This is a genomic window from Pseudoalteromonas sp. APC 3694 (assembly GCF_030407565.1).
GTDB lineage: Bacteria > Pseudomonadota > Gammaproteobacteria > Enterobacterales > Alteromonadaceae > Pseudoalteromonas > Pseudoalteromonas tetraodonis.
In genome coordinates this window covers 1-23,150 of the sequence record NZ_JASDDE010000062.1, presented here as the reverse complement: position 1 = coordinate 23,150, position 23,150 = coordinate 1, and the positions used below count along the sequence as shown (strand labels likewise).

The window sequence follows — 23,150 nt, the reverse complement described above, 5'->3', positions numbered from 1 at the left end:
AAATACCAAACAGACTGCTGCAAATTTAACCTTGAAAGGTCAACAGACCCTAGTATATTGTCAAACTCTTGGCTAAATCTGTAAAAAAATGTAGCAGTCGTCCTGAATTTACTGAACCTTAATTTTATCGATAAGTATGCTGCTCAAGTAAAATTGCATCATGGGAGTTAACGCGCTGATCTCAGTACGTGTACATGGCCCATTTAATTTAGTTAAACGACTCAGTTTTGTAATGGTTTTATAAGCAGGGGCCGTTACTTCATTATTAAGCTCAGCTCGTTTAAGACGAGCCTGTTCGGTGTTGTGCTTGTGTATAAATGCAACAACTTCTAGCTCATTAGTGATCTTCTTTTCTTCGCTAAAGCTATAAACTAAAGGTTCACGATGAAAGCTTGCACTGTCAATTGATGATTTAGCAAACCAAACTACATCTCCCGATGCTTTGTGTGTAAGGCGCATACTAACTTGTGCCAGTATATTTGCGCATTGTTGAGAAGGGAATTGCTGTGCTACTTTTGAAAACAATGAATAAGGTTTTTCTGGCTGCGCTAGGATGTACTTAGCATCATCTATAAACTCAAGGTCAACTTGATGGATAGCTAACGTGTAATCACTATTATCGGTTGTGGTAACTTTTAGTTGTTTATCGTTAAGTGCTTGGCTAATTTGAGATACTAATGTGTCGGTGACACTTGCACGGTCTACGATCACTCTGACAGTCTGATTTTTTTTAATGTTATGTGCAGGTAATTGCACCGATTTTACTTTCGGTGAAGCATGCTCGGTTTCATATTTAAGTTGGTAAGTTTGACTCTTAAGCAAAGGTTTTGCAGGCATTGCTAAAGGTTCTGCAGGCTGCTTAACTACGGCACAACCTGAAGCTAATACAATAAAAAGTGATACAACTAAAAAACGCATAAATATTTTACATCCACTCAAAAGCCATTAATAGAACATATTGTACGTTAGTCCGAGCAAAAGTTCATGATATTATAGAGGCTGATTATGACTAAAAAAGAAAAATTAGCTAAGAATGAAGTATTTTAACTCCTTACCCTTTTATTTTTTTGCTTTATGTATTTTAGGGACGCATTTACAGGCAAGCGCAAGCACAGATCCTGACTGGGAAGCTTTTGTTAAAAATTATGGACGCTACGTAGAAAAAAAACTAAAAGTAAAAAAGATTCCGGGCGGAGCGCTTTCCATCGTCAACGCACAAGCGCGTGACTATATACATACTATGGGGCATACCAAAGTGCGCAGTGGGCAAAAAATTAATCCACACACTCGGTTTCGTTTGGCCTCAGTATCTAAAACGTTTGCAGGGTCGTTAGCGGCAAAACTTGCAAATGAAGAACAACTTAATTTGTATTTTCCTGTTAGCCATTACATTCCTGAATTTAAACAAACCGACTACAAAGATGATTTAAAGGTTTTTCATATTTTAAGCCATTCTAGTGGGCTAGTACCGAATGCATACGATAATTTAATCGAATCGCGAATGGGGTATAGCGATATTGTAGAAAAGCTATTAAGTGTAAAACCCATATGCGAACCCGGTGACTGTTATGGCTATCAAAATGTCATGTTTAGTTTAATTGATGACGTGATTTTAAAAAGCACCAACAAAACTTATACTCAGTGGCTCAATGACGCATTTTTTATCCCTCTAAAAATGAACGATGCAAGCTTAGGCTACGATGCCATGATGCAAGATAGTAACTACGCACACCCTCATGTGCGTGGGAAAAAGCGTTGGTACAGTGCCCGTTTGAAAAAGAATTATTATAAAGTCGCTCCGGCGGCTGGGGTAAACGCCAGCGCGTCAGATATGGCTATTTGGTTAAATGCGCAATTAGGGCAATATCCATCGGTATTATCCTTAGATGCATTGGCCACGCAAACGCGTCCTTATACACATACTAAAAAAGAACGCTACAGACGAGTATGGCGAGAGTACATGAACGAAGCCTACTATGGGCTAGGCTGGCGTGTGTATGATTATGATGATGAGACGCTTTATTACCACAGTGGTTGGGTGCAAGGCTACCGCAGTGACTTAGTGGTTTTTCCGCACTTAAATGTAGGCTTTAGTTTGATTTTAAATGCAGAAACTGGACTCATAAATGAGCTTACAACTGAGTTTATAAATCGCCTATTAGCATATAAACGAGAGAAGCAATAATGAACGCCCACATAAAAACATTGTTAATAGCATTATTACTTATTTGCCAACCCGCCTTTTCTGCCCCTGAACAGGTTTACTTGTTTCGACATAGCGAAAAACAAACAGGGGAAAATCAATTTCTAACTGCCCAAGGCCAAGCGCGTGCTGAGCACTTGGTTTCGTTAGTTAACACCTATCCAAACATAACGTTATTCAGCAGTAACTATAACCGTACCCTAAACACGGCAGCGCCATTAGCCGCGTATTATAATATTAAAGTTATTACCTATGATGCTGCTGATCTAATGACATTGAAAAAACAATTATTAGCACAAAATGGCGTTGTGGTAGTAATAGGGCATAGTAATACCACACCGCAGTTGGCTTCATTGTTGAGTAACCAAGCTATTGAAAGTATGGATGAGAGTCAGTACGGGCATTATTATTTAGTGAGTAAGCTAGAAAATAATAGTTATGAAGTTAAAACGCTGACAATGGGTTTTTAAGCAGGCATAAAAAAACCAGCAATGGCTGGTTTTTTTGTTTTCAGCCCCTAAACCACCTACTTCAGTAGGTGGTTATCATCAAATAGGCTTTGCCTGTAAAAAGTACTCATGTTAATTCCTTAGTTGATTTTTAGCGAAGTCACAAAAGGAAAAAACATGAGTAGATACGAGAAAGCATCGCATGTGTATTGGCGATGTCAATATCATATAGTTTGGACACCTAAGTATAGATTTAGGCTCCTTAAAAATAAAATAGGTAGGGATGTCTACAGGTGCATTCAGGTTTATTGCGAACAGCTTGGGTGCAAAGTTGTTGAGCTGAATGTACAAATAGCTCACGTACACTTAGTAGTAAAAGTGCCGCCAAAACTGTCAATTTCAAAGTTAATGGGCGCATTGAAAGGTAAAATAGCGTTAAAAATGTTTAGTAAATATCCGTACTTAAGAAAGAACAAGCTATGGGGTAATCATTTTTGGCAGCGAGGATACTTTGTTGATACGGTAGGCATAAACGAAGAAATAATACGAAGATATGTCAGGCATCAGCAGAAGGAGGAGAGACAAGAGCAAGCTCAGTTAACTCTGGAGTAAACAACGCCCCCTTTTAGGGGGCTAATTCAAAGCCACCTTCTTTAGAAGGTGGATCTTTTACTTTACCTTTAAATGGCTTATTAGCCACGAGGTAATTGAATTTTTTTCTCAGGGCTTTGACGATAAAGCACAATCGTATGACCGATAGTCTGTAATTTAGTAGCCCCTGTTTCGCGAACAATAGCATCAAAAATAAGCTTTTTGGTTTCACGATCGTCTGTTGGCACCTTCACTTTAATTAATTCGTGAATTTCTAGTGCGCTTTGGATTTCAACTACTACGCCTTCGGTTAAACCGTTAGAACCTAGTAAAACTACAGGCTTAAGGCTATGCGCCTGACCTTTTAAAAACTGCTTTTGTTTGTTTGATAATGTCATGATATTACAAATTTTGCTGAATATGGCTTGAATTAAGGGTATTCTAACGCCATCTAGAGAATATTACTAATTAGTTGCGTGTTAATTTATGACAAATAAAAAACAGTCAGCCAGTTCACAACGTTGGCTTAAAGAACATTTTGATGATAAATATGTTCAAGAAGCGCAAAAAAAAGGCTGGCGCTCTCGAGCTGTTTTCAAATTAGACGAAATCCAAAACAAAGATAAGTTATTGCGCCCAGCGATGACCGTTGTTGATTTAGGCGCAGCCCCAGGGAGTTGGTCGCAATACTTAGCTGAAAAAGTGGGTGACAAAGGCCAAGTGGTTGCGTGTGATATTTTACCTATGGACTCTTTAGCGGGCGTTGACTTTTTACAAGGCGATTTTCGTGAAGAAGCGGTACTTGATGCATTGTTAAAACGCATTGATGGTAAAAATGTAGATGTGGTATTGTCTGATATGGCACCTAACATGAGTGGCAATAACTCGGTTGATCAGGCAGGTAGCATGTACTTGGTTGAGCTTGCACTTGATATGTGCAACCAAGTTTTAAAGAAAAATGGCGCGTTTATTGTTAAAGTATTCCAAGGTGAAGGCTTTGATCAATATTTGCAAGATGTACGTAATAGTTTTAAAGCAGTGAAGATACGTAAACCGGATGCCTCGCGTCCCCGTTCTCGGGAAGTATATATAGTAGCGACTGGATACAAACTGTAGTACAGTTGCTTGGCGTTTAGTTGAATTTAAATTAATTGGATACAAGAGGTTAACCCCTTGAGCGATATGGCGAAAAATCTAATACTCTGGCTGGTTATTGCAGTAGTGCTTATGTCAGTATTTCAGAGCTTTAATGGCGGCGATCAAGTTGATCGTCAAACAAGTTACAGTCAATTTGTAAAAGACGCCCGTAGCGGCTCTATACAAGAAGTGTCCATTGAAAGTGGTAGTGGCACAATTACTGGCATAAAAAATAGTGGCGAGCGTTTTCAAACCATTATGCCTATTTATGACAAAGACATTTTAAATGATTTGTTAAAAAGCGATGTGAACGTTAAAGGTGTTAAACCTGAAGAACAATCGTTTTTAGCAAGCATTTTTATTTCTTGGTTCCCTATGATCCTGCTTATTGGTGTGTGGATTTTCTTCATGCGTCAGATGCAAGGTGGCGGTGGCAAAGGCGCCATGTCATTTGGTAAAAGTAAAGCCCGCTTAATGAGTGAAGATCAAGTCAAAACGACCTTTGCTGATGTAGCTGGCTGTGATGAAGCCAAAGACGATGTAACCGAGCTGGTGGACTTTTTACGTGACCCTTCTAAGTTTCAAAAATTAGGCGGTAGTATTCCTAAAGGCGTACTTATGGTCGGTCCTCCAGGAACAGGTAAAACATTACTTGCTAAGGCTGTTGCTGGTGAAGCAAAAGTACCGTTCTTTACTATTTCGGGTTCTGACTTTGTTGAAATGTTTGTGGGTGTAGGTGCATCACGTGTACGTGACATGTTCGAACAAGCTAAAAAAGCAGCTCCATGTATTATCTTTATCGATGAAATTGATGCGGTAGGGCGTAAACGTGGCGCTGGTATGGGGGGCGGCCATGATGAACGTGAGCAAACTCTAAACCAAATGCTTGTTGAAATGGACGGCTTTGAAGGTAATGAAGGCATTATCGTTATTGCTGCGACAAACCGTCCTGACGTACTAGACCCTGCGTTACTTCGTCCTGGTCGTTTTGACCGTCAAGTAGTGGTCGGTTTACCTGATATTCGTGGTCGTGAACAAATTCTCAAAGTACATATGCGTAAAGTGCCATTAGGCGATAACGTTGAAGCGGCCGTGATTGCACGTGGTACACCAGGATTCTCGGGTGCTGATCTCGCTAACCTTGTAAATGAAGCGGCTTTGTATGCTGCGCGTGGCAATAAACGTGTTGTTAGTATGGCTGAATTCGACGCTGCGAAAGATAAAATCATGATGGGCGCTGAGCGCAAGACCATGGTTATGAGTGAGCAAGAGAAAGAAATGACGGCTTACCATGAAGCTGGCCACGCAATTGTAGGTCGTATGGTGCCAGAGCACGACCCGGTTTATAAAGTATCTATTATCCCACGTGGCCGAGCGCTAGGTGTGACTATGTATTTACCAGAACAAGATCGTGTTAGTCACTCTAAAGAGCTTTTAGAATCAATGATTTCAAGCCTTTACGGTGGTCGTATTGCTGAGGCAATCATTTATGGTGAAGACAAAGTAACCACGGGTGCAAGCAACGACATTGAACGTGCCACTGATATTGCGCGTAAGATGGTGACTCAGTGGGGCTTAAGCGAAAAATTAGGTCCATTACTTTACGCTGAAGATCAAAGTGAGATGTACATGGGTGGCGGCGGTGGTCGCTCTATGAGCATGTCGGATGAAACAGCGAAAGTAATTGATGCAGAAGTACGTTTATTCTCAGACCGCAACTATCAACGTGCAGAATCAATATTGAAAGAAAACATTGATATTCTGCATGCAATGAAAGATGCATTAATGAAGTATGAAACCATTGATGCGAAGCAAATTGATGATTTAATGGCTCGTCAGCCTGTACGTGAACCACGTGATGCGCATGACCGTCATGAAGCTAAACCAGAAAAAGAAGGTGTTTCTAAAGACAAACCAGTTGATGAAGTACAAAAACCAGCTGATGAATCTAAAAAAGATGAAACAAACCTTGATGATAAAGCTGAATAATCGTTAAAATAACATATCCAAAAGCCCCGAAGTTCGGGGCTTTTTTGTATCAGTTTGATATAAATAACTAAAATTATCACATATTAAGGTTAGCGATGAATAATAAAATTAACCTTGCGCGCGGCCGAACGCTTGATTTTGCAGAGCCTGTGATTATGGGGATCGTGAATGTTACTCCTGATTCATTTTCAGATGGAGGCCAGTTTTTTAATACAACAGCTGCACTCAATCATGCGATGCAGTTACTTGATGAGGGAGCGACTATTTTAGATATCGGTGGTGAATCTACACGCCCAGGCGCACCTGATGTTAGCCTTGAAGATGAGCTAAAGCGTGTTATTCCTATTATTAAAGCTATTCGTGAGCAAAGTGACTGCGTTATTTCAATCGATACCAGTAAAGCTGAGGTGATGCGCCAAGCGATTGAAGCCGGTGCTGATATTGTCAACGATGTACGGGCATTGCAAGAGCCCGGCGCAATCGATGTGGTTGCACAGTTTCCTGAGGTAGCAGTGTGTTTAATGCATATGCAAGGGCAACCTCGTAGTATGCAACACGCTCCTCACTATAATGACTTAGCGGGTGAGATAAACGATTTTTTTAGCCAGCGAATAGCCGCATGTGAAGCTGCTGGCATTAAACAAAGCCAGTTAATTTTAGATCCTGGTTTTGGTTTTGGAAAAACACTAAAGCATAATTATCAAATATTGGCTCAATTTAACGATTATGCAAAATTGGGACTTCCTTTGCTCGCAGGATTATCGCGTAAGTCAATGATTGGTAAATTATTAAATAGAGACACAGACGATAGATTGGCAGGCAGTTTAGCTGGTGCACTGATCGCCGCACAAAACGGTGCACACATTATTCGTGTGCATGATGTAAAAGAAACCGCAGATGTGCTTGGCGTATATCAAGCCTGCAAACAAGGAGTACTTTAAATGAAAGAAAGAAAATATTTTGGCACGGACGGTGTGCGTGGTTTAGTAGGTCAAGGTCCTATTAACCCAGAGTTTGCGATGAAATTGGGTTGGGCTGCAGGGCGTGCACTCTCACTTCATGGCACTAAAAAAGTCATTATAGGTAAAGACACTCGTATTTCAGGTTACATGTTGGAGACTGCCCTAGAGGCTGGATTAATTGCAGCAGGTATTGATGTTATTCTTTTAGGGCCCATGCCAACGCCTGCAGTTGCTTATTTAGCGCAAACGTTTCGCGCTGAAGCGGGGATAGTGATCAGCGCATCACATAATCCTTATTATGATAACGGCATTAAGTTTTTCAATGGCCAAGGTTTAAAGTTAGATGATGAGGTAGAGCTACAAATTGAAGCGATGCTTGACGAGCCTATGACCTGTGTTGCTTCTGACAAGTTAGGTAAAGCAACACGTTTATCTAGCGCTGATGGCCGTTATATTGAATTTTGTAAAAGCCAGTTTCCACAAGGATTGTCCCTTGAAGGAATTAAAATTGTTTTAGATTGTGCTAATGGTGCTACATACCATATTGCTCCTTCTGTAATGCGAGAGCTTGGCGCAGAGGTGATCACTCATGCATGTGAGCCAAACGGTGTAAACATTAACCATGAATGTGGCGCAACCCATGTTGACACATTAAAGCGTAAAGTACTTGAACACAAAGCGGATGTCGGTATCGCCTATGATGGCGACGGCGACCGTGTGATGATGGTTGATCATAATGGCCGGGTATTCGACGGTGATGATTTGGTTTATATTATTGCTTGCCAAGCTGCACAAGATGACAATTTAGGCGGTGGTGTTGTTGGCACGGTTATGTCTAATATGGGTCTTGAAAATGCCTTAAAAGCAAAAAACATTGCTTTTGCTCGCAGTAAAGTCGGTGATCGTTATGTGATGGAACTGCTGCAGCAAAAAGGCTGGAAAATTGGCGGTGAAAGCTCAGGGCATGTGTTGAATTTAGATTTAATCAGCACGGGTGATGGCATCATCTCAAGCTTACAAGTGCTTGCTGCTATGGTAGCACAAAATCGTACACTTCAAGATTTAGGCGCTGGATTTACTAAGTACCCAATGAAAATGATTAACGTACGTTACACTGCCGGTACTGATCCAACTCAAGCACCAGAAGTACTTGCTGCAGTAGCTGAAGTAGAGCAAAGCTTAGCAGATAAAGGGCGCGTATTACTGCGTAAATCAGGTACTGAACCTGTTGTACGAGTGATGGTTGAAGCAGAACAAGAAAAAATAGTTATCGATAGTGCACAAAAAATAGCAGCGGTTGTCGAATCTATGAGCAAACAAACTGATTGATAACAATAACCTCTTGTAACTTTGGGCGAGTCGAGTTAATATCTCGCCCGCTTTCTAATGTGGAGTGGAAAAATGGCAGCACGCAAAGCGATGGTCGCAGGCAACTGGAAAATGAATGGTTCATTAGAACTCGTTCAACAACTGTCTGATGCTATTAACGATGTTAAATCTTCTGAAGTAAACATTGTTTTATTTCCTCCGTTTCCTCTAGTCCCAGCAATGATTGCAAGTGGTGTAACAACAGGCACGCAAACAGTGTCTGAAAATACCCCAGGTGCATTTACTGGTGAAGTAGATGCCGAGCTAATTAAGCAGCTCGGTGCGAAATATGTACTGGTTGGTCACTCTGAACGACGCAGCATATATAAAGAAAGCAATGATACCGTTGCTGCAAAATTTGCTCGCGCGCAACAAGTAGGTCTAACGCCTATTTTATGTGTTGGCGAAAGCGAAACAGAGCAAGAAAGTGGTCAAACAGAACAAGTAGTTGCTGCGCAGATTGACGCGGTAATTAATAAATTAGGTGTAGCAGCACTAAAAGAATCTGTGATAGCATATGAGCCCGTTTGGGCTATAGGCACAGGTAAGACTGCATCGCCTGAACAGGCACAAAGTGTTCACAAATTTATCCGTGACAAAATTGCTGCACTAGATAGCGATTTAGCACAAGGGCTAACCATCTTATATGGTGGTAGCGTTAATGAAAAAAATAGCGAATTATTATTTGCGCAAACAGATATAGACGGCGGCCTAATTGGAGGCGCAAGTTTAAAAGCAGAATCATTTACTGCTATCTGCAATAGTGCAAAAGGGACCGTATAAGATGTACGAAATTTTATTAGTAGTGTATTTAATTGTAGCTTTAGCGCTTGTTGGTATGGTTTTGATCCAACAAGGTAAAGGTGCGGACATGGGGTCATCATTTGGTGCCGGCGCATCGTCTACAGTTTTCGGTTCTTCTGGGGCTGGGAATTTCATGACGAAAACGACAACTGTACTAGCTACAATCTTTTTTGTGCTTAGTATTGTGTTAGGTAACCTAACTGCCGGTCAAATTAAAAAGACTGACGAATGGGAAAACCTAGAAGCGGCTCCAGCTGTTGAAACAGTGACGCCAGTTGAAGAAGATGTGCCAGTCACATCAACTAAAGAGCAAAGCTCTGACGTACCAAATTAATTTAGTTTTAAATCGTTAAGTTGTTTATTTACCTCAAATAAACATCCAGACTTAACACTAAGCAATAGCTTAAAAAATGCGGATGTGGTGGAATTGGTAGACACGCTACCTTGAGGGGGTAGTGCTTTCGGGCGTGGGGGTTCAAGTCCCCCCATCCGCACCAAATACAAAAACCAGTAGCAGCAATGTTACTGGTTTTTTTGTGCCTAAAATTTAAAATATTAAACAACTCTTTTAGGATTAATGTTGAACATTGGGGAGAACACTCTATATTTCAATTGTTAGTGTTTATGAAAGAATACTACTGTATATTTAACTTTATGTATAAAAAGCGTCTAAAGTTAAAAATAAAGTTAACATTTCTGCATCTTAAGCCGATAATAACTATAGATAATTAAACGGAGTAAATGAAAATATGGCTTCAGGTTTCTCTTTTAAAAACCTCAGCATAAGTAAGAAATTCATGCTATGACCAGTATCGCTGTATTCGCATTTTTAGTAATTGTTTTAATCAATTACTTTGCAATGAATGATAATAGGGCTGCACTTGATGAAATGGAAAAGCTTTCCTATCAAGTTGTTAAGCTTACTTCTGCTAATGTTAGCCTGTCGGAAAACTCGATGAGCTGTATACGCAGCCGTTACATTTGACGAGCAAGAGTTAATAGAGAAAGCTGTTAATATATACAACACATAAATCAGCAACATAAGTGCGGTTGAGCAAATAAACGCTTCGTATATTCATAGTGACACAAAAGTTCAGTTAGCATATTACGAAAAAATATCATCAAATATTGCAAACGGTATGGTAAATGCAGGTCAGTCTAAAGCGCAATGTATTGAACTTGAACCACAATTGCAATAACTGATGACTTTACTATTCAGAGATTACCAAAGTCTATTTACTTTAAAAGTAAAACAAAAAAGGTAAGCCATGGCTTACCTTTTTTATGGTTAAAAATAATTAACCTTCTTTATGTTCTTTACGTGCCTGCTCAATTTCTGCGGCAATTTCACGTGCTTTTTGCTTGGTTTTTTCAGTCAGCTCGCCAGCCGCTTCTTTGCTTTTAATCCATGCATCAACAGCTACTTCTTTGCCGTCGTCGTACATGTCTAAGCCCATTTCTTTACTCTCTTCAAGTAGCTCATTTAATGATTCATCATTTTTAAGCTCATTGGTTTTTTCCTTTACTTCATTCCAAGTTTCATCAAGCTTTTCTTTCACTTGAGCGCTTGTTTCTTTTGCATCTTGTTTTACTTCGTTGGCATCTTCACAGCCAGTTAACGTAATTAAAGTGCCTAATAAAGCTAAACCTGCTAATTTCTTCATTTACTATCTCCTTTAGAGAAAATTATATTTCAGGGGTAACTATACAACAATGAAAATGAACATAGCTGTAACAACACGATTAAGTTTTAAATTAATGGACGAACATGATTGGCCGCAATTATACGAGCTCGATCAAGACCCAGCCGTTATGCAGTATTTAACACAAGGTAAACCCACTTCGCTTGAAGAGATAAAAACAGTCAGTATTCCTAGAATGCTTGCTTATCGTAACGAGCGACAAGGGTGGGGGTTATGGCAAGTAACCTTGCGTGAAAGCAATACCTTTATAGGATGGGTGCTTGTTCGGCCGATGGGCTTTTTTTCAGATACGCCTGATTTTAGTGATATTGAAGTGGGCTGGCGGTTTAAGCAAGCGAGTTGGGGCAAAGGGTATGCTATTGAAGCGGCAGGCGCTATTTGTTCAGAGCTTGAAAAACAACGCCAAGTAAAGGCAATTAGCGCTACAGCACTGACCTCAAATGTTGGCTCAATTAATGTTATGAAAAAACTCGGTATGCAGCTACAACACTATTATATTCATACTGATGATGGCTCAAATTTAACAGCCGTACTTTATTCAAAGTCATGTGGATAATCTAATAACAATCCTAAGCTCTTTAAATGTGGCGTATAAATATTGACCTAGTGTTTGTTACTGTGCATTAATGTTTGCCATCAATGTATAAAAATAACCTAAGGATATGGGATGGGATCACTTTTTTCACCACGCAAGCTAATTATTAGCAGTGTCTTAATAATACAAGTAGGCTTTTTTAATGTAGCGGCTAAACAAAGTGCGGTGGCGATGCCCGACACATTTAGTGCCCACGCTGCAAAAGCCGTGTTAGAGCAAGGCGGCAACGCGGTTGATGCCGCTATTGCTGCTCAGTTTGTATTAGGCGTTACGCTCCCCGAAGCGGGTAATATTGGTGGCGGTGGGTTTATGCTTATCCATAAAGATGGGCAAGGTGATTTTATAGATTACCGCGAAACCGCGCCCAGTGCCGCGCATCGTGATATGTATTTAGATGAGCAGGGGCAAGTAATTGAAAATAAATCTATTTACGGCATACACGCTAGTGGCGTGCCTGGCAGTGTCGCAGGAATGTGGTTAGCCCATAAAAAGCATGGTACGTTACCGTGGAAAGCGTTAGTGCAACCTGCGGTAACATTAGCAGAGCAGGGCTTTGTTGTGCCTGAAAAGTTGGCTCAGCTGATTGAGGACTATATAGCGCATCTAAATAATAAAAACATTAAAGTAAATTTTGCCAGTTATTTTGCTACAGCTACGGCAGGTGCGCTTTTTAAACAACCAGAGCTAGCTGCCACACTCAAACGCATTCGCGATGACGGTCAAGATGGCTTTTATCAAGGTGAAACTGCCGCAATTATTGCAAAATTTATGCACCAACATGGCGGGATCATTAACCAAGATGACTTAAAACGTTATCGTGCTAAATCGCGGACTCCTATAAAAGCGAACTGGAATGGCTACCAAGTGCTTACTTCACCGCCACCAAGTTCAGGCGGCATTGCTATATTGCAATGGCTGAAAATGTATGAGCTTAAAAAACCAACGCCTGCACAACAACATAATTCAGTAGGGTATGTGCATTTATTGGCTGAAATAGGTAAGCGAGTATTTGCCGATAGAGCAGAGTATTTAGGCGATCCTGATTTTTACCAAGTACCTACAGCAAAACTACTTGCAGAAAACTATCTTAAAAACCGTAGTAGCAGTATAGATTTAAAGGCTATTTCAACCACCGAAAACATTAAACCCGGTTTAAAAGAAAGCGAGCAAACCACTCACTTTTCCATTGTCGATAACATGGGTAACGCTGTAGCTAATACCACCACCATTAATTTAGGCTTTGGTAGTGGTGTGGTGGTAGAAGGCGCAGGCTTTATTTTAAACGATGAAATGGATGACTTTAGCGCTAAACCCGGGGTTATGAATGTATTTGGTGCCATTGGCGGCAAAGCAAATGAAATTCAGCCGCATAAACGTATGCTCAGCTCTATGACCCCCACTATTTTACTCAGTAATAATCAGGTGAAAATGGTAACAGGGTCGCCAGGTGGCACTACTATTATTAGCTCGGTGTATCAATCGATACTCAACGCGATTGAATTTAATATGAGCGCCGATGATGTGGTAAATAGCCCACGTTTTCATCATCAGTTATGGCCAAAAAATGTGATCAGAGCACATGCCGGCTTGGAGCCATCAGTAAAACAACAGCTAATAAAAATGGGTTACACAGTGGACGAACGCCACTTTGGTGATATGCATGTGATTATTAATCATAATGGCAAATTAGATGCGGCGTCAGAGCAAAGCGGTAGAGGAAAAGCAATCGTGTTTTAACATTAGCGTTTGCATGGCAATCCCCCCAAACTCTTGTTTGGGGGGATTGCCAATAGAGTATTACTTATTATTGGGTATTAACCTATTGCAGGTATTAGCCCTGCCATTTGCAGGCATTGCGCACTAATAATTGAAATACCACACAAAGCGGCTATGGCCAAACCAATATTACCGCTTCGTACTTTATAACCGCTTTTTTCAACGCCTTGACGCTGTTTGTACACCATACTCACCGGTAAAAATACTGCCAATATAACCAAAGCAATGGCCGCATAGCCTAATGCCATAATAAAGCCTTGCGGGTAAAATAAAGCAAATCCAAGAGGAGGAACAAAAGTAATAAGTGCTGTTTTAATTCTATCTGTGCCCGTATCTGCTTTTTTGAATGTGTCGGCAAAAAAGTCAAACAACCCCAAGCTTACCCCTAAAAATGACGTTGCTAGAGCTAAGTCGGCAAAGAGTTTTACCGCAGTAGAAACATTGGCGTTATTGGCAATATTGGCCACACTGGCTACAAACCCAGTTAACCCTTCGCTTTGTAGTAATTGATCTTGGCTCATTATGCCTTGGCTTAATACTTGCCAAAAAATATAAATAACCAGCGGTAAAGATGCGCCTGCAATCATAACTTTGCGCAAGGTTTTTATGTCAAGTCCGACATATTTAACAATAGAAGGAATAGAGCCATGAAAGCCAAAAGAGGTAAATACCACTGGAATAGCCGACAGTATTAGTCCTTGCTCAACAGGCATTTCCAATAAATGTTGGCCATGTACATAAGGTGTTAACATATAAAACAAGCTAGCTAAAACCACTATTTTTATACTAAACAGCACTCGATTGAGCTTATCAACTTTACTAGTGCCCAAAGTCACCACGCTTGCAATCAATACGGCTAAAATAACGGAGCCTAATTGAGGAGCAATACTAAGATTAAACCCAGTATTAATGCGCTCTTGTAGCTGAGCACCGCCACCGGCTATGTAAGCAGCGCACAGTGCATAAAATAAAAATATCATCGAAAAGTTAGCCACATACTGGCCACGTTTACCAAGCCAAAGCTTAGCCAGTGTATTTAAAGTGGCGTCGCGAGGAGCGTATTGGTGAAGCTCTAACATAAGCAAAGCGGTGTAGGTCATTAGTAACCAACATCCTACAATTAACACCATTGCAGTATTAAATCCCAGTCCCGCAGAGGCAATGGGGAGGGCAAGCATACCTGCACCTATGGTGGTTCCTGCAACAATTAACATGCTACCTATTGTTTTATTTTTAAGCACTTAATGATCCTGATTAAACGTGAGAGACACGCAAGATATAACTAGTTGTGTAAAACTTAAATAGTTTTGTCATAAAAGAGACAAAATAAAATGTAATCTTCTATTTACAACTGTATTAAAAAAGCCAAAATCATCAAAAAAAGGAAATTTAACTTATTAGGGTCTGTTGACCTTTGCGGATTAATATTTGTTCAAACTAGGGGCAATTTAATCGCGGCGCGAGGTTTGTAACCTAGTGGGCTAAGTAAAAACCGAGCAACAAAGAGTTAATTGCCCCTAGGCAGAACCCTTCGGGCAGCGTCTGTTTGGCATTAATGCTGCGTTATCGCCTATTTATGGGGAATAACCACACCACATAAGCTCTGCCTTGCCTAAATACCAAACAGACTGCGGCAAATTTAACCTTGAAAGATCAACAGACCCTAATATAAATGAAAAAATAAAAAGCTAAATGTTAATAATTAAAAGGGAGGTTGTTTGCTATGTATAAAATAGGCATCACAAAAATGGTATGTATTGACCGAAAGCGTTATCCATTACACCGTCGGTCGAAAAGGAATACGACAATTTACATTTTAGCGATTTGAATCACTAAGCGGCGGTTTTTATCACGGCCTAAAATATTGTCATTAGTATCTACAAAGCGTTTTTCACCAAAGCCTTCAGTAACCACTTTAGCTTCATCAACGCCTAAGCCAACCATGTAATCTTTAATCTCCTTAGCACGCTTTCTTGATAAATCGAGGTTATTCCAACGACCGCCATAACTATCGGTGTACGATGCAATACTAATTGATTCTATACTCGGGTCGTTTTTTAAATACTCAGCAATTTTATCAAGGCGTTGTTGCGATGACTTAGTTAACTTACTGCTATTAGATTCATAATTCATTATAGTGAACGAAATATCTTCAAAATTGTATGGCAGCAATTCGTCTCGGCATTGTAAAAACGCCCAATACGCTTGCTTAAAATTAACATTAGACATACCCACGGCAATTTTATCGGCACTATTTTGCCAGTCCTGGTAGTAAAAAGTAGGTTGGTTCCCTTTTTCAAGCTCAGTTAGCATTTCCCACGCTGTTTTATTACCTAATTCACCATCAAACTTTTTAAGTAATTTCATATCAGCAATATCACGGGCAGGGCGGCCTGCTCGCCAGCTAGGTGGTACCGCTTTTAAACCGGCAATCGCGTAATTTTCTGGGCGCACCACCATGTCTAGATTAAAAGTGAGATCTTTATTTTTACTTGCTGATGCTTTAAAAACAGCTTCACCATAGTAGGGAACTTCATGATTTAATTGGCATTGCAAGCGAGTTGTTTTAACCAAGTTCCAATTTGAATTATCTTGGTTAGCCGTGTACTGGCGCATTGCTGCAGTTGTATTCAAACTATACAGCACACTACTAATGCCTAGGCTAATAAATAACAACTTACACTTCATCGAGAATTCTCCAGTTATCTAGCTCTGCCAAAAAAGTGACAAAAACCGTAAAATATTACGCAACAGCAAATAATTCAGCGCAAACGCTAATTACCTAGCAAGTAACATGCCTATAGTTTAACTGCAATTAATCAATAAATCCCCTAGCCGACAGGGGCTCAATTTTGACATAATAGACAGCTAATCCCTATAAACCAAGAATACTATGGCAAATACTGAGCAAACACTTTTCGCACAACGCTTTCGTGGCTTTTTTCCTGTGGTTATTGATGTTGAAACCGCCGGTTTTAACAAAGAAACCGACGCACTACTAGAAATTGCAGCGTCCGTTTTAAAAATGGATGATGAAGGGCTGCTTAGTATCGATCATACCGTTCATTTTCATGTGCAACCGTTTGAGGGGGCAAACATTGAGCAAGCTGCCATTGAGTTTAATGGGATTGAGCCTTTTTCAGCACTGAGAGGGGCAGTCCCAGAAGAAGAGGCGATTAAAGAAATTTGTAAAGTAGTGCGCAAAGCGCAAAAAGCCGCAGGGTGCCAGCGCTCTGTGGTGGTTGCTCATAATGCCGCTTTTGATCACGGCTTTTTAAATGCGGCTATTGAGCGTAATAATATCAAGCGCACACCATTTCATCCGTTTGTTAGTTTTGATACCACATCACTTGCTGGTTTGGCATTAGGGCAAACGGTACTAGCTAAAGCGTGTCGCGCGGCAGGAATAGAGTTCGATAATAAACAAGCACACTCTGCGTTATACGATACAGAACGTACTGCTGAACTGTACTGTTTAATTGTTAATCGTTGGCAGCAACTAGGTGGTTGGCCACTTGCTGTAGACGAAACACAACAGAGCGAAGACGAAGCTAGCAACCAAGATTAGAAAATCAGCTCATAATAGTGAATACTTACTTTTTTGGGCTGAGCCAGTCTTAATATGCGTTATTAAAACGATTGCGTTATTTTACCTTCACTGTGAGTGATTAAATGTGGTGGATAATTACGCGAAAAGCTAATTGATTCTCGTGCAATTTTAAGCTCTACCCCAGGGTGCATAAGCTCATTAACTTTTAAGCGACTGAGCGCTAAAAGCTGCGCCATTTTCTTTATTAGTAACTGCTTTTGCTGATTGATGCTGGCGCTTCGGTTTGCTATGTGTTCTTCATTCGTTGTTATTTTATTCAAAAACTGCTGACGCTGTGCGCTTGCAACTTGTTTATTAATTCGCTGGCGCGCTTGCTGTAGTTCAATTGACTTACCGATTAAAACTTTTTCAAAGTCAGTGATTTGCGCTTGTTTTTGTTTTAGCACATACCATCGCTGTGCGATGCAAACACGGGTTTTAGTTCCTGCTGGTGCGCCTAACTCGCCTGTTTCAATGCGCATTGCATCGAGAATATGGCCACCAATAATTTTCCCTTTAGGATCTTTTGTATTGCCCACCCTAATTAGATTTCCGGCACTCAAGTCACAATGTAATGATTGGCGATCTATTAGTAAGTTTTGATCCGTTTTTATGTCACAGTATTGAGAGTAACCAAGCGCAACGGTTCGTTTAGCTAAAATAGAACAGGTAAATGGCTCATCGGCTTCTCGCTTTCTGCCAATTGCACCCTTTACTATTGTGATGGCGCTATCACTTTTGAGCTGCGCCGATTCAACAAAGCCTAAAACAGTAATATCGCCGCTGGCGGTCACTCGCATGCCATCTTTTATATCACCACTGACTATAATACTGCCATCAAATTCAACATGACCAGTAGTGGGATCAATATTATGAAAACATAAAACATCATCAACACGCATACCACGGGGAAGGGCAACCGGTACGCCAGTACAGTCGGCAATTAATAAGTTGGGGTTGTCAGGCGCAATTTTAGTGCCGTCAAAAGGTTGTAATTTATGTTCTTTGCCAGGGGTTGCAGTTAGTACATCACCAAACACAGTAAACCCATCAACCCCCGATGTTGCTGGAATGCGCCGCATTAATTCACAACCAGGTTTTACAGTAATAATATCACCTAGGTTTCTCATATCGACTTTACCACCGCCTTTAGCTTGTGGGCTAAGTACGCGGTCTTGCGCTGTGCAGCAAAGACGTACAAATTTGGCATCGTTACCCACTTTAGGTGCACGACCAAAAGCGACTTCGGCGTAATGCGTACTTCCTGGGGGTTGTTCGAACTGTTGCGCCAATAACTGTTCTAATGCATGAGAGCTAATGCCTTTTACAACCCCTGCTTGTGAGAACTCTTCAATCGCTTGTTCCATGCTAAGCAATTTACCGCCCTTGGCAGTAATAAGGGTAGCTTCAACGAGCATATTCTTTTCATCAATGTTAATGGTTAGCTTTGCATCAATGGCTTGAGCAATTACTAAAGAGGGGGCTTCTTCGGCGTTATTTTGAGCAAACAGTTTACCAATATTGCTAACAATAACCTCACACTCGCAATATTCTGACTGGCCAATTAATTCAATAAGCTGTGTTGCTGTTGAGGCTAAACCTGAGACATTAGGGTGGGAGAGCAAAGAGATATACCCCGTTTGCTCATCAAAAGAAAAAACCGACATTTATAAATCCTCTAGGTAATATGCCTGTTATTATTTTTTATATTGTATTAGACCAAGGTCTAGCCTTGCATTTGAGCATAAAGCACCATCATTGTTAAGTAATTGTTTCTTAATTGTTCAATATTTTACATTTACATGTGTGTTTGATGCATGATTAACCAACAAATAAAATAAAACGCCTAAGGTGTTGAGTATTCGTAGGTTACTCGGTTATACTGCTTGTACGCTCTGAATGAGTAACCTTATTCAGGGGCTGATTAGGATTCGACGGAATTCAAGAAGCCCGAGGTGCATGTCGAGGTGCGGTTTGCCTCGTAAAAAAGCCGCAATTTAAAGTAATCGCAAACGACGATAACTACTCTCTAGCAGCTTAGGCTGGCTAGCGCTCCTTCCATGTATTCTTGTGGACTGGATTTTGGAGTGTCACCCTAACACCTGATCGCGACGGAAACCCTGGCCGGGGTTGAAGCGTTAAAACTAAGCGGCCTCGCCTTTATCTACCGTGTTTGTCCGGGATTTAAAGGTTAATTAAATGACAATACTAAACATGTAGTACCGACGGTCGAGGCTTTTCGGACGGGGGTTCAAATCCCCCCAGCTCCACCAATAAAGGTTTTTAGATACGTTGCTAAGAACCGTAAAAGACCCGCAACGCTAGTTAATTCGAGCCTTGCGGGTTTTTTTATGCCTATAGTTTAACCATTAGTGACCGTTTAAAACTTGTAACAACCGCGATTTGTTGTAACACTAAACGTAACAACTGGAATTTTACATAGGGATCGTTGTTACAAATGGCTATTCACAAACTCAAAGCAAAACAGGTCGAATCGGAAAAACCAAAGGATAAGGAATTTAACCTTACTGACGGTGGCGGTTTAACATTACGAATAAAGCCCAGTGGTGGTAAGTTTTGGCTTTATAACTACACAGCGCCAATTACTAAAAAACGTAAAAATATGGGGCTTGGCTCTTACCCTGATATAAGCCTTAAAACTGCTAGAGAACGTCATAAGAAATATAAAGCCCTAGTACTTGAAAATATCGACCCTATCCACCAGCGCCAGCTAGATGAAAAGCAAGCACAAGAAACACACCTACAAACATTTAAAGCAGTTTCTTTAATGTGGTTTGAAAAAAAGAAAACAGAAATAAAACCACAAACAGCACAAGCCGCTTTAAATCTGCTAACTAATCATGCCTTTCCTGCGTTTGGTGATGAACCAATAAGTAAATTAAAAGCCTTTCAAGTAATAGAGCTAGTGCGACCCATAGAGGCAAAGGGCAGTTTAGAGACTGTAAAAAGACTATGCCAGCGTATTAACGAAGTAATGGTGCATGCGGTTAACTGTGGGCTTATAGAAGCCAATCCACTAGCGAATATAAGGCAAGCTTTCCAAGCGCCTAAAAAAAGCGCTATGCCGTCTATTGAAGTGGATAGATTGCCAGAGCTTATGAGCGCCTTAAATCGCGCCAGTATTAAGCTTACAACACGTTGTTTAATAGAATGGCAGTTACACACCATGACACGCCCTAATGAGGCTGCAACAGCTAAATGGCAAGATATAGACTTAAATAGTGGTGTGTGGGTTATACCTGCCGAGCAAATGAAAAAGGGCAAAGAGCAACGCGTACCCCTTACACCGCAAACACTCGCTTTACTTGAACTAATGAAACCATTAAGCGCACACCGACAATATGTATTTCCCGCAGACAGAGACCCACGCAGCCATACAAACGTGCAAACAGCCAATGCAGCAATAAAGCGTATGGGATTTAAAGGCGAGCTGGTGGCGCATGGTTTACGCTCGCTTGCCAGTACAACGCTTAATGCACAAGGGTTTGATCCTGACGTAATAGAAGCGGCACTCGCGCATGTTGATACAAACGAAGTAAGGAGAGCATATAACCGTACAGATTACTTTGAGCGTAGAAAAGTGATGATGTGCTGGTGGTCTGAATATATCGAAAATGCGGCTAGTGGGAGTAGCTCCTTGGCAGGGATCAAGGGGTTGAAAGTAATATGAAAAGAAATGAGTTAGTTACTTACTCTGAGCTTGAGGGTAATAAAACCGTTAACTATTTAGCTAAAAATATAATGATAGAATTGGGGTTAAAGGATCATGAAAATAACACACTTATACTGAACGGGATAAACCTGCTTGTGATGATTGCAACCTCTAACATTGAGCAGGCAACAGATGGCACTAAATCTGACTTAATGAAAAATGAAATTGCTGAAATATCAAAGCTTGAAAAAAAACTATCAGAAATAAAAAAAATAAGAAATGATTTAAGGTATTACAAAGGTGAAAAAGTACGTGAACAATGGAGTTCTATTGATACCCTTGAAAAGGATTTAACAAATTTTAAGCTAAAACATAGAAAGCTAACATCTAAGGATTATTTCATTATTCGATTGTTTGGTGGTTGGTGCAGAGTTGCTAATAAAGCAGGCTTAAACGATGACAAAAAAACTATGTTTAGAAAAATATTGGTTTGTATATTTGAGGAGTATCACATTTCAGGCTCTAATATTGATGCAGTCAAAAAAGCTATTAAAAAGCTAGAAAGGGAAAATCTTCTTTAATTTTTTAAATTATCTTCCCCGTTAGCTACTTTAAAATCTCATAAATTACCTCTTAGTTTATTAACAACACTCAACAAGAGGTAACAAGATGGTAGATATTCTTAAATTAATTCGCACCAAAGAGCTAATGGAAATTGTTCCTTGGGCTCGAACTAAGCAGCAAGAAAAAATAAAAGCTGGACTAATGCCCCCACCAATATCAACTGGACAACGTGGTGTCGCTTATTATGAAACAGAAATAAACGCAACGCTTGCCGTAACAATAGTAGGCTATAACGATGAGCAAATTAAAAAATTTGTTTCTGAACTTGTAGCAAGACGCAAAGAGTTACTAAAAAAATACACTCACTTGGAGGCAGCTAATGATTAATTTAAATGAACTGCCAACACCAATCACATTAGAATATTTGGAAAAATTAGCACCAGCAGCTTTTGAGGAATTAGTTCGAATGGACATTATTCACCGCTCAATCTTGCTCGCTTGGCTCAACGGTCAATCTACAAGCCCAATTGGTAGAGGGTATGCCGATGTTGAATTAGATAAGGAAGATGCAAAGCATAGCCACCTTAAAATGAAATGCTTTATTGATTATCAAAGTAAGCGTGAGGTTGGGTTAAAGGTTTCTCACTCTATGACAGAGCTACAACGATTTGAGTTTTTCAATAAACGAGCGGCTCAGCGTGAAAAAGTTAAGCATAAAGTCAAAAAGGAAAGAGAGCAAAGGGCAAAAAAGAGCCTTGTTAAAATCCTTAAACAACTTGGTATTAAGCAGGTTAAAACCATTATTGTGACCGAGCATTTAAAGGTTACTGGTGCGGCTAATGAGCCTGTCTTTGATAAGGAAAAACCGACTAATAGTTAGTTAGACGGCTTTAGATTGGTTATTTCGAGGGCTGGTGGCGAGTAGCTAAACTGCCACCAGCTTTAAGCATTATATAATAAGTAAAGCTCATAATAAAAATGCTTTCAGGTGAGTTTCCACTAACATTGAAGGGCGTGTGTATCCAGTCTTTTCCCTTAAACCTTTTTTATTGCGGTCTTTAACGGCAGTGGTTTATAGGTTTGTTTTCATTAAAAATGAAGGTTGTTAGTTACTACTTACTGTATAAAGTCGAGTTAGCCAGCCGTGGAACAATGACACTAGTGAAATCACCCCTTTTATCATTCGGATATTTATATTATCTAATAGGAAGTATTTGTGTCTAATTATCAGTATGTGAGTCACTCACCTGTAATTTGCCATAAACAGAACATTTGGCAAGTTCATACGTCAAAGAGCGGCATTTACACAGCGCAAATGAAGAGTATGTTAGATCAGCTTGAGGCAGTTTTAACACACTATAGCCAAGTTTTAGTTTTACGATTTGATATCGGTATTCCATATCAAACAAATGATAACCGTTTTATTATTGCTGTTATGGAAAGTTTAAGCGGTTTTATAAAGCAAAGGTATAAAATGCCTATCTTTGGCTACCATTGGACGCGGGAGCAAGAAAGAGCGAAAAAGCAGCATTATCATGTGGTAGTTATTCTTGATGCTAACAAAGTATGCTACCCAAGTAAGATAAATGAATTTATTTTAGAAATGGGAAATACATTGGGTGTGCGTCCATGGATACCAAAAAATTGTTTTTATAGATTTAAACGAAATGAGCATGATAAAAAGCAAGGCGCTGCATATTCCGGAGCATCGTGAACAGTGATTCCGGCCCATCGTGAACACCCGTTC

24 protein-coding genes, 1 tRNA gene and 1 other RNA gene are annotated in these 23,150 nt (G+C 40.2%); 20 read left to right on the top strand and 6 right to left on the bottom strand.

The features are described 5' to 3' along the window. Positions 1–108: 108 nt before the first annotated feature. The gene (locus QMA00_RS16185) at positions 109–918 is read right to left on the bottom strand and encodes a hypothetical protein (RefSeq protein WP_076920587.1); all 810 of its coding nucleotides are present in this window, start codon (positions 916–918) and stop codon (positions 109–111) included. Positions 919–1,033: 115 nt separating this feature from the next. Here QMA00_RS16185 and QMA00_RS16180 point away from each other — a divergent pair, with 115 nt between their 5' ends. The 3 genes from QMA00_RS16180 (at position 1,034) to tnpA (ending at position 3,264) form a co-directional block, all read left to right on the top strand. Beyond that, on the top strand, positions 1,034–2,185 hold the full coding sequence (locus tag QMA00_RS16180; protein ID WP_076920586.1) for a serine hydrolase domain-containing protein: 1,152 nt from the start codon (positions 1,034–1,036) through the stop codon (positions 2,183–2,185). Next, positions 2,185–2,673, top strand: coding sequence for a histidine phosphatase family protein (locus tag QMA00_RS16175; protein ID WP_076920585.1), 489 nt, complete (start codon positions 2,185–2,187; stop codon positions 2,671–2,673). Before QMA00_RS16180 ends, QMA00_RS16175 begins: the two co-directional genes overlap by 1 nt. A gap of 156 nt (positions 2,674–2,829) precedes the next feature. Then, on the top strand, positions 2,830–3,264 hold the full coding sequence (gene tnpA / locus QMA00_RS16170) for an IS200/IS605 family transposase (protein WP_024601958.1): 435 nt from the start codon (positions 2,830–2,832) through the stop codon (positions 3,262–3,264). An 80-nt stretch (positions 3,265–3,344) separates the two neighbouring features. On the opposite strand, the gene yhbY is transcribed toward tnpA, so the two are convergent. Then, on the bottom strand, positions 3,345–3,641 hold the full coding sequence (gene yhbY / locus QMA00_RS16165; protein WP_008112687.1) for a ribosome assembly RNA-binding protein YhbY: 297 nt from the start codon (positions 3,639–3,641) through the stop codon (positions 3,345–3,347). Between the two features lie 88 nt (positions 3,642–3,729). On the opposite strand from yhbY, the gene rlmE reads away from it, so the two are divergent. The 8 genes from rlmE to QMA00_RS16125 all read left to right on the top strand — a co-directional run bounded on the left by rlmE (position 3,730) and on the right by QMA00_RS16125 (position 10,488). Continuing rightward, a complete protein-coding gene (gene rlmE / locus QMA00_RS16160) occupies positions 3,730–4,359 on the top strand; it encodes a 23S rRNA (uridine(2552)-2'-O)-methyltransferase RlmE (protein WP_013465499.1) in 630 nt (209 codons plus the stop codon). Between the two features lie 66 nt (positions 4,360–4,425). Further along, the gene (ftsH, locus tag QMA00_RS16155; RefSeq protein WP_076923168.1) at positions 4,426–6,369 is read left to right on the top strand and encodes an ATP-dependent zinc metalloprotease FtsH; all 1,944 of its coding nucleotides are present in this window, start codon (positions 4,426–4,428) and stop codon (positions 6,367–6,369) included. 95 nt (positions 6,370–6,464) lie between these two features. Next, entirely contained in the window at positions 6,465–7,310 is an 846-nt protein-coding gene (folP, locus tag QMA00_RS16150; RefSeq protein ID WP_076923167.1) for a dihydropteroate synthase, read from the top strand. Then, on the top strand, positions 7,311–8,660 hold the full coding sequence (gene glmM, locus QMA00_RS16145; protein ID WP_076923166.1) for a phosphoglucosamine mutase: 1,350 nt from the start codon (positions 7,311–7,313) through the stop codon (positions 8,658–8,660). A 72-nt stretch (positions 8,661–8,732) separates the two neighbouring features. Continuing rightward, positions 8,733–9,482 (top strand): triose-phosphate isomerase, encoded by a 750-nt coding sequence (gene tpiA, locus QMA00_RS16140; RefSeq protein WP_013465495.1) that lies wholly within the window; start codon positions 8,733–8,735, stop codon positions 9,480–9,482. A gap of 1 nt (position 9,483) precedes the next feature. Next, positions 9,484–9,837, top strand: coding sequence for a preprotein translocase subunit SecG (gene secG / locus QMA00_RS16135; protein ID WP_013465494.1), 354 nt, complete (start codon positions 9,484–9,486; stop codon positions 9,835–9,837). Between the two features lie 78 nt (positions 9,838–9,915). Continuing rightward, a tRNA-Leu gene (locus tag QMA00_RS16130) sits at positions 9,916–10,000 on the top strand. A gap of 305 nt (positions 10,001–10,305) precedes the next feature. After that, entirely contained in the window at positions 10,306–10,488 is a 183-nt protein-coding gene (locus tag QMA00_RS16125) for a hypothetical protein (protein WP_076923165.1), read from the top strand. Between the two features lie 313 nt (positions 10,489–10,801). On the opposite strand, the gene QMA00_RS16120 is transcribed toward QMA00_RS16125, so the two are convergent. Further along, the gene (locus tag QMA00_RS16120) at positions 10,802–11,167 is read right to left on the bottom strand and encodes a hypothetical protein (RefSeq protein ID WP_013465487.1); all 366 of its coding nucleotides are present in this window, start codon (positions 11,165–11,167) and stop codon (positions 10,802–10,804) included. Positions 11,168–11,216: 49 nt separating this feature from the next. On the opposite strand from QMA00_RS16120, the gene QMA00_RS16115 reads away from it, so the two are divergent. Both QMA00_RS16115 and ggt read left to right on the top strand, forming a co-directional pair. Beyond that, complete coding sequence (locus QMA00_RS16115) at positions 11,217–11,762, top strand: GNAT family N-acetyltransferase (RefSeq protein WP_076923164.1); 546 nt, start codon at positions 11,217–11,219, stop codon at positions 11,760–11,762. 111 nt (positions 11,763–11,873) lie between these two features. Further along, positions 11,874–13,538 (top strand): gamma-glutamyltransferase, encoded by a 1,665-nt coding sequence (gene ggt, locus QMA00_RS16110; RefSeq protein WP_076923163.1) that lies wholly within the window; start codon positions 11,874–11,876, stop codon positions 13,536–13,538. Positions 13,539–13,615: 77 nt separating this feature from the next. On the opposite strand, the gene QMA00_RS16105 is transcribed toward ggt, so the two are convergent. Both QMA00_RS16105 and QMA00_RS16100 read right to left on the bottom strand, forming a co-directional pair. Further along, positions 13,616–14,818: an aromatic amino acid transport family protein gene (locus tag QMA00_RS16105; RefSeq protein WP_076923162.1), complete on the bottom strand. Its 1,203-nt coding sequence runs from the start codon at positions 14,816–14,818 to the stop codon at positions 13,616–13,618. A 568-nt stretch (positions 14,819–15,386) separates the two neighbouring features. After that, entirely contained in the window at positions 15,387–16,265 is an 879-nt protein-coding gene (locus tag QMA00_RS16100) for an OmpA family protein (RefSeq protein WP_076923161.1), read from the bottom strand. Positions 16,266–16,470: 205 nt separating this feature from the next. On the opposite strand from QMA00_RS16100, the gene rnt reads away from it, so the two are divergent. Then, on the top strand, positions 16,471–17,145 hold the full coding sequence (gene rnt, locus QMA00_RS16095) for a ribonuclease T (protein ID WP_010388028.1): 675 nt from the start codon (positions 16,471–16,473) through the stop codon (positions 17,143–17,145). A gap of 62 nt (positions 17,146–17,207) precedes the next feature. Here rnt and QMA00_RS16090 read toward each other — a convergent pair whose 3' ends face one another. After that, a complete protein-coding gene (locus QMA00_RS16090; protein WP_076923160.1) occupies positions 17,208–18,833 on the bottom strand; it encodes a FapA family protein in 1,626 nt (541 codons plus the stop codon). A 249-nt stretch (positions 18,834–19,082) separates the two neighbouring features. On the opposite strand from QMA00_RS16090, the gene ssrA reads away from it, so the two are divergent. The 6 genes from ssrA (at position 19,083) to QMA00_RS16060 (ending at position 23,117) form a co-directional block, all read left to right on the top strand. Continuing rightward, positions 19,083–19,439: a transfer-messenger RNA gene (gene ssrA / locus QMA00_RS16085) on the top strand. A gap of 185 nt (positions 19,440–19,624) precedes the next feature. Further along, positions 19,625–20,857 (top strand): integrase domain-containing protein, encoded by a 1,233-nt coding sequence (locus QMA00_RS16080; protein WP_076923159.1) that lies wholly within the window; start codon positions 19,625–19,627, stop codon positions 20,855–20,857. After that, positions 20,854–21,420 (top strand): hypothetical protein, encoded by a 567-nt coding sequence (locus tag QMA00_RS16075; protein WP_076923158.1) that lies wholly within the window; start codon positions 20,854–20,856, stop codon positions 21,418–21,420. Before QMA00_RS16080 ends, QMA00_RS16075 begins: the two co-directional genes overlap by 4 nt. Positions 21,421–21,508: 88 nt before the next feature. After that, positions 21,509–21,790, top strand: coding sequence for an AlpA family phage regulatory protein (locus tag QMA00_RS16070; protein ID WP_064662581.1), 282 nt, complete (start codon positions 21,509–21,511; stop codon positions 21,788–21,790). Then, the gene (locus QMA00_RS16065; RefSeq protein ID WP_076923157.1) at positions 21,783–22,283 is read left to right on the top strand and encodes a hypothetical protein; all 501 of its coding nucleotides are present in this window, start codon (positions 21,783–21,785) and stop codon (positions 22,281–22,283) included. The genes QMA00_RS16070 and QMA00_RS16065 overlap by 8 nt, the downstream gene beginning before the upstream one ends. A 336-nt stretch (positions 22,284–22,619) precedes the next feature. Further along, positions 22,620–23,117 (top strand): inovirus-type Gp2 protein, encoded by a 498-nt coding sequence (locus tag QMA00_RS16060; RefSeq protein ID WP_254843697.1) that lies wholly within the window; start codon positions 22,620–22,622, stop codon positions 23,115–23,117. The last annotated feature ends 33 nt before the right edge of the window (positions 23,118–23,150 follow it).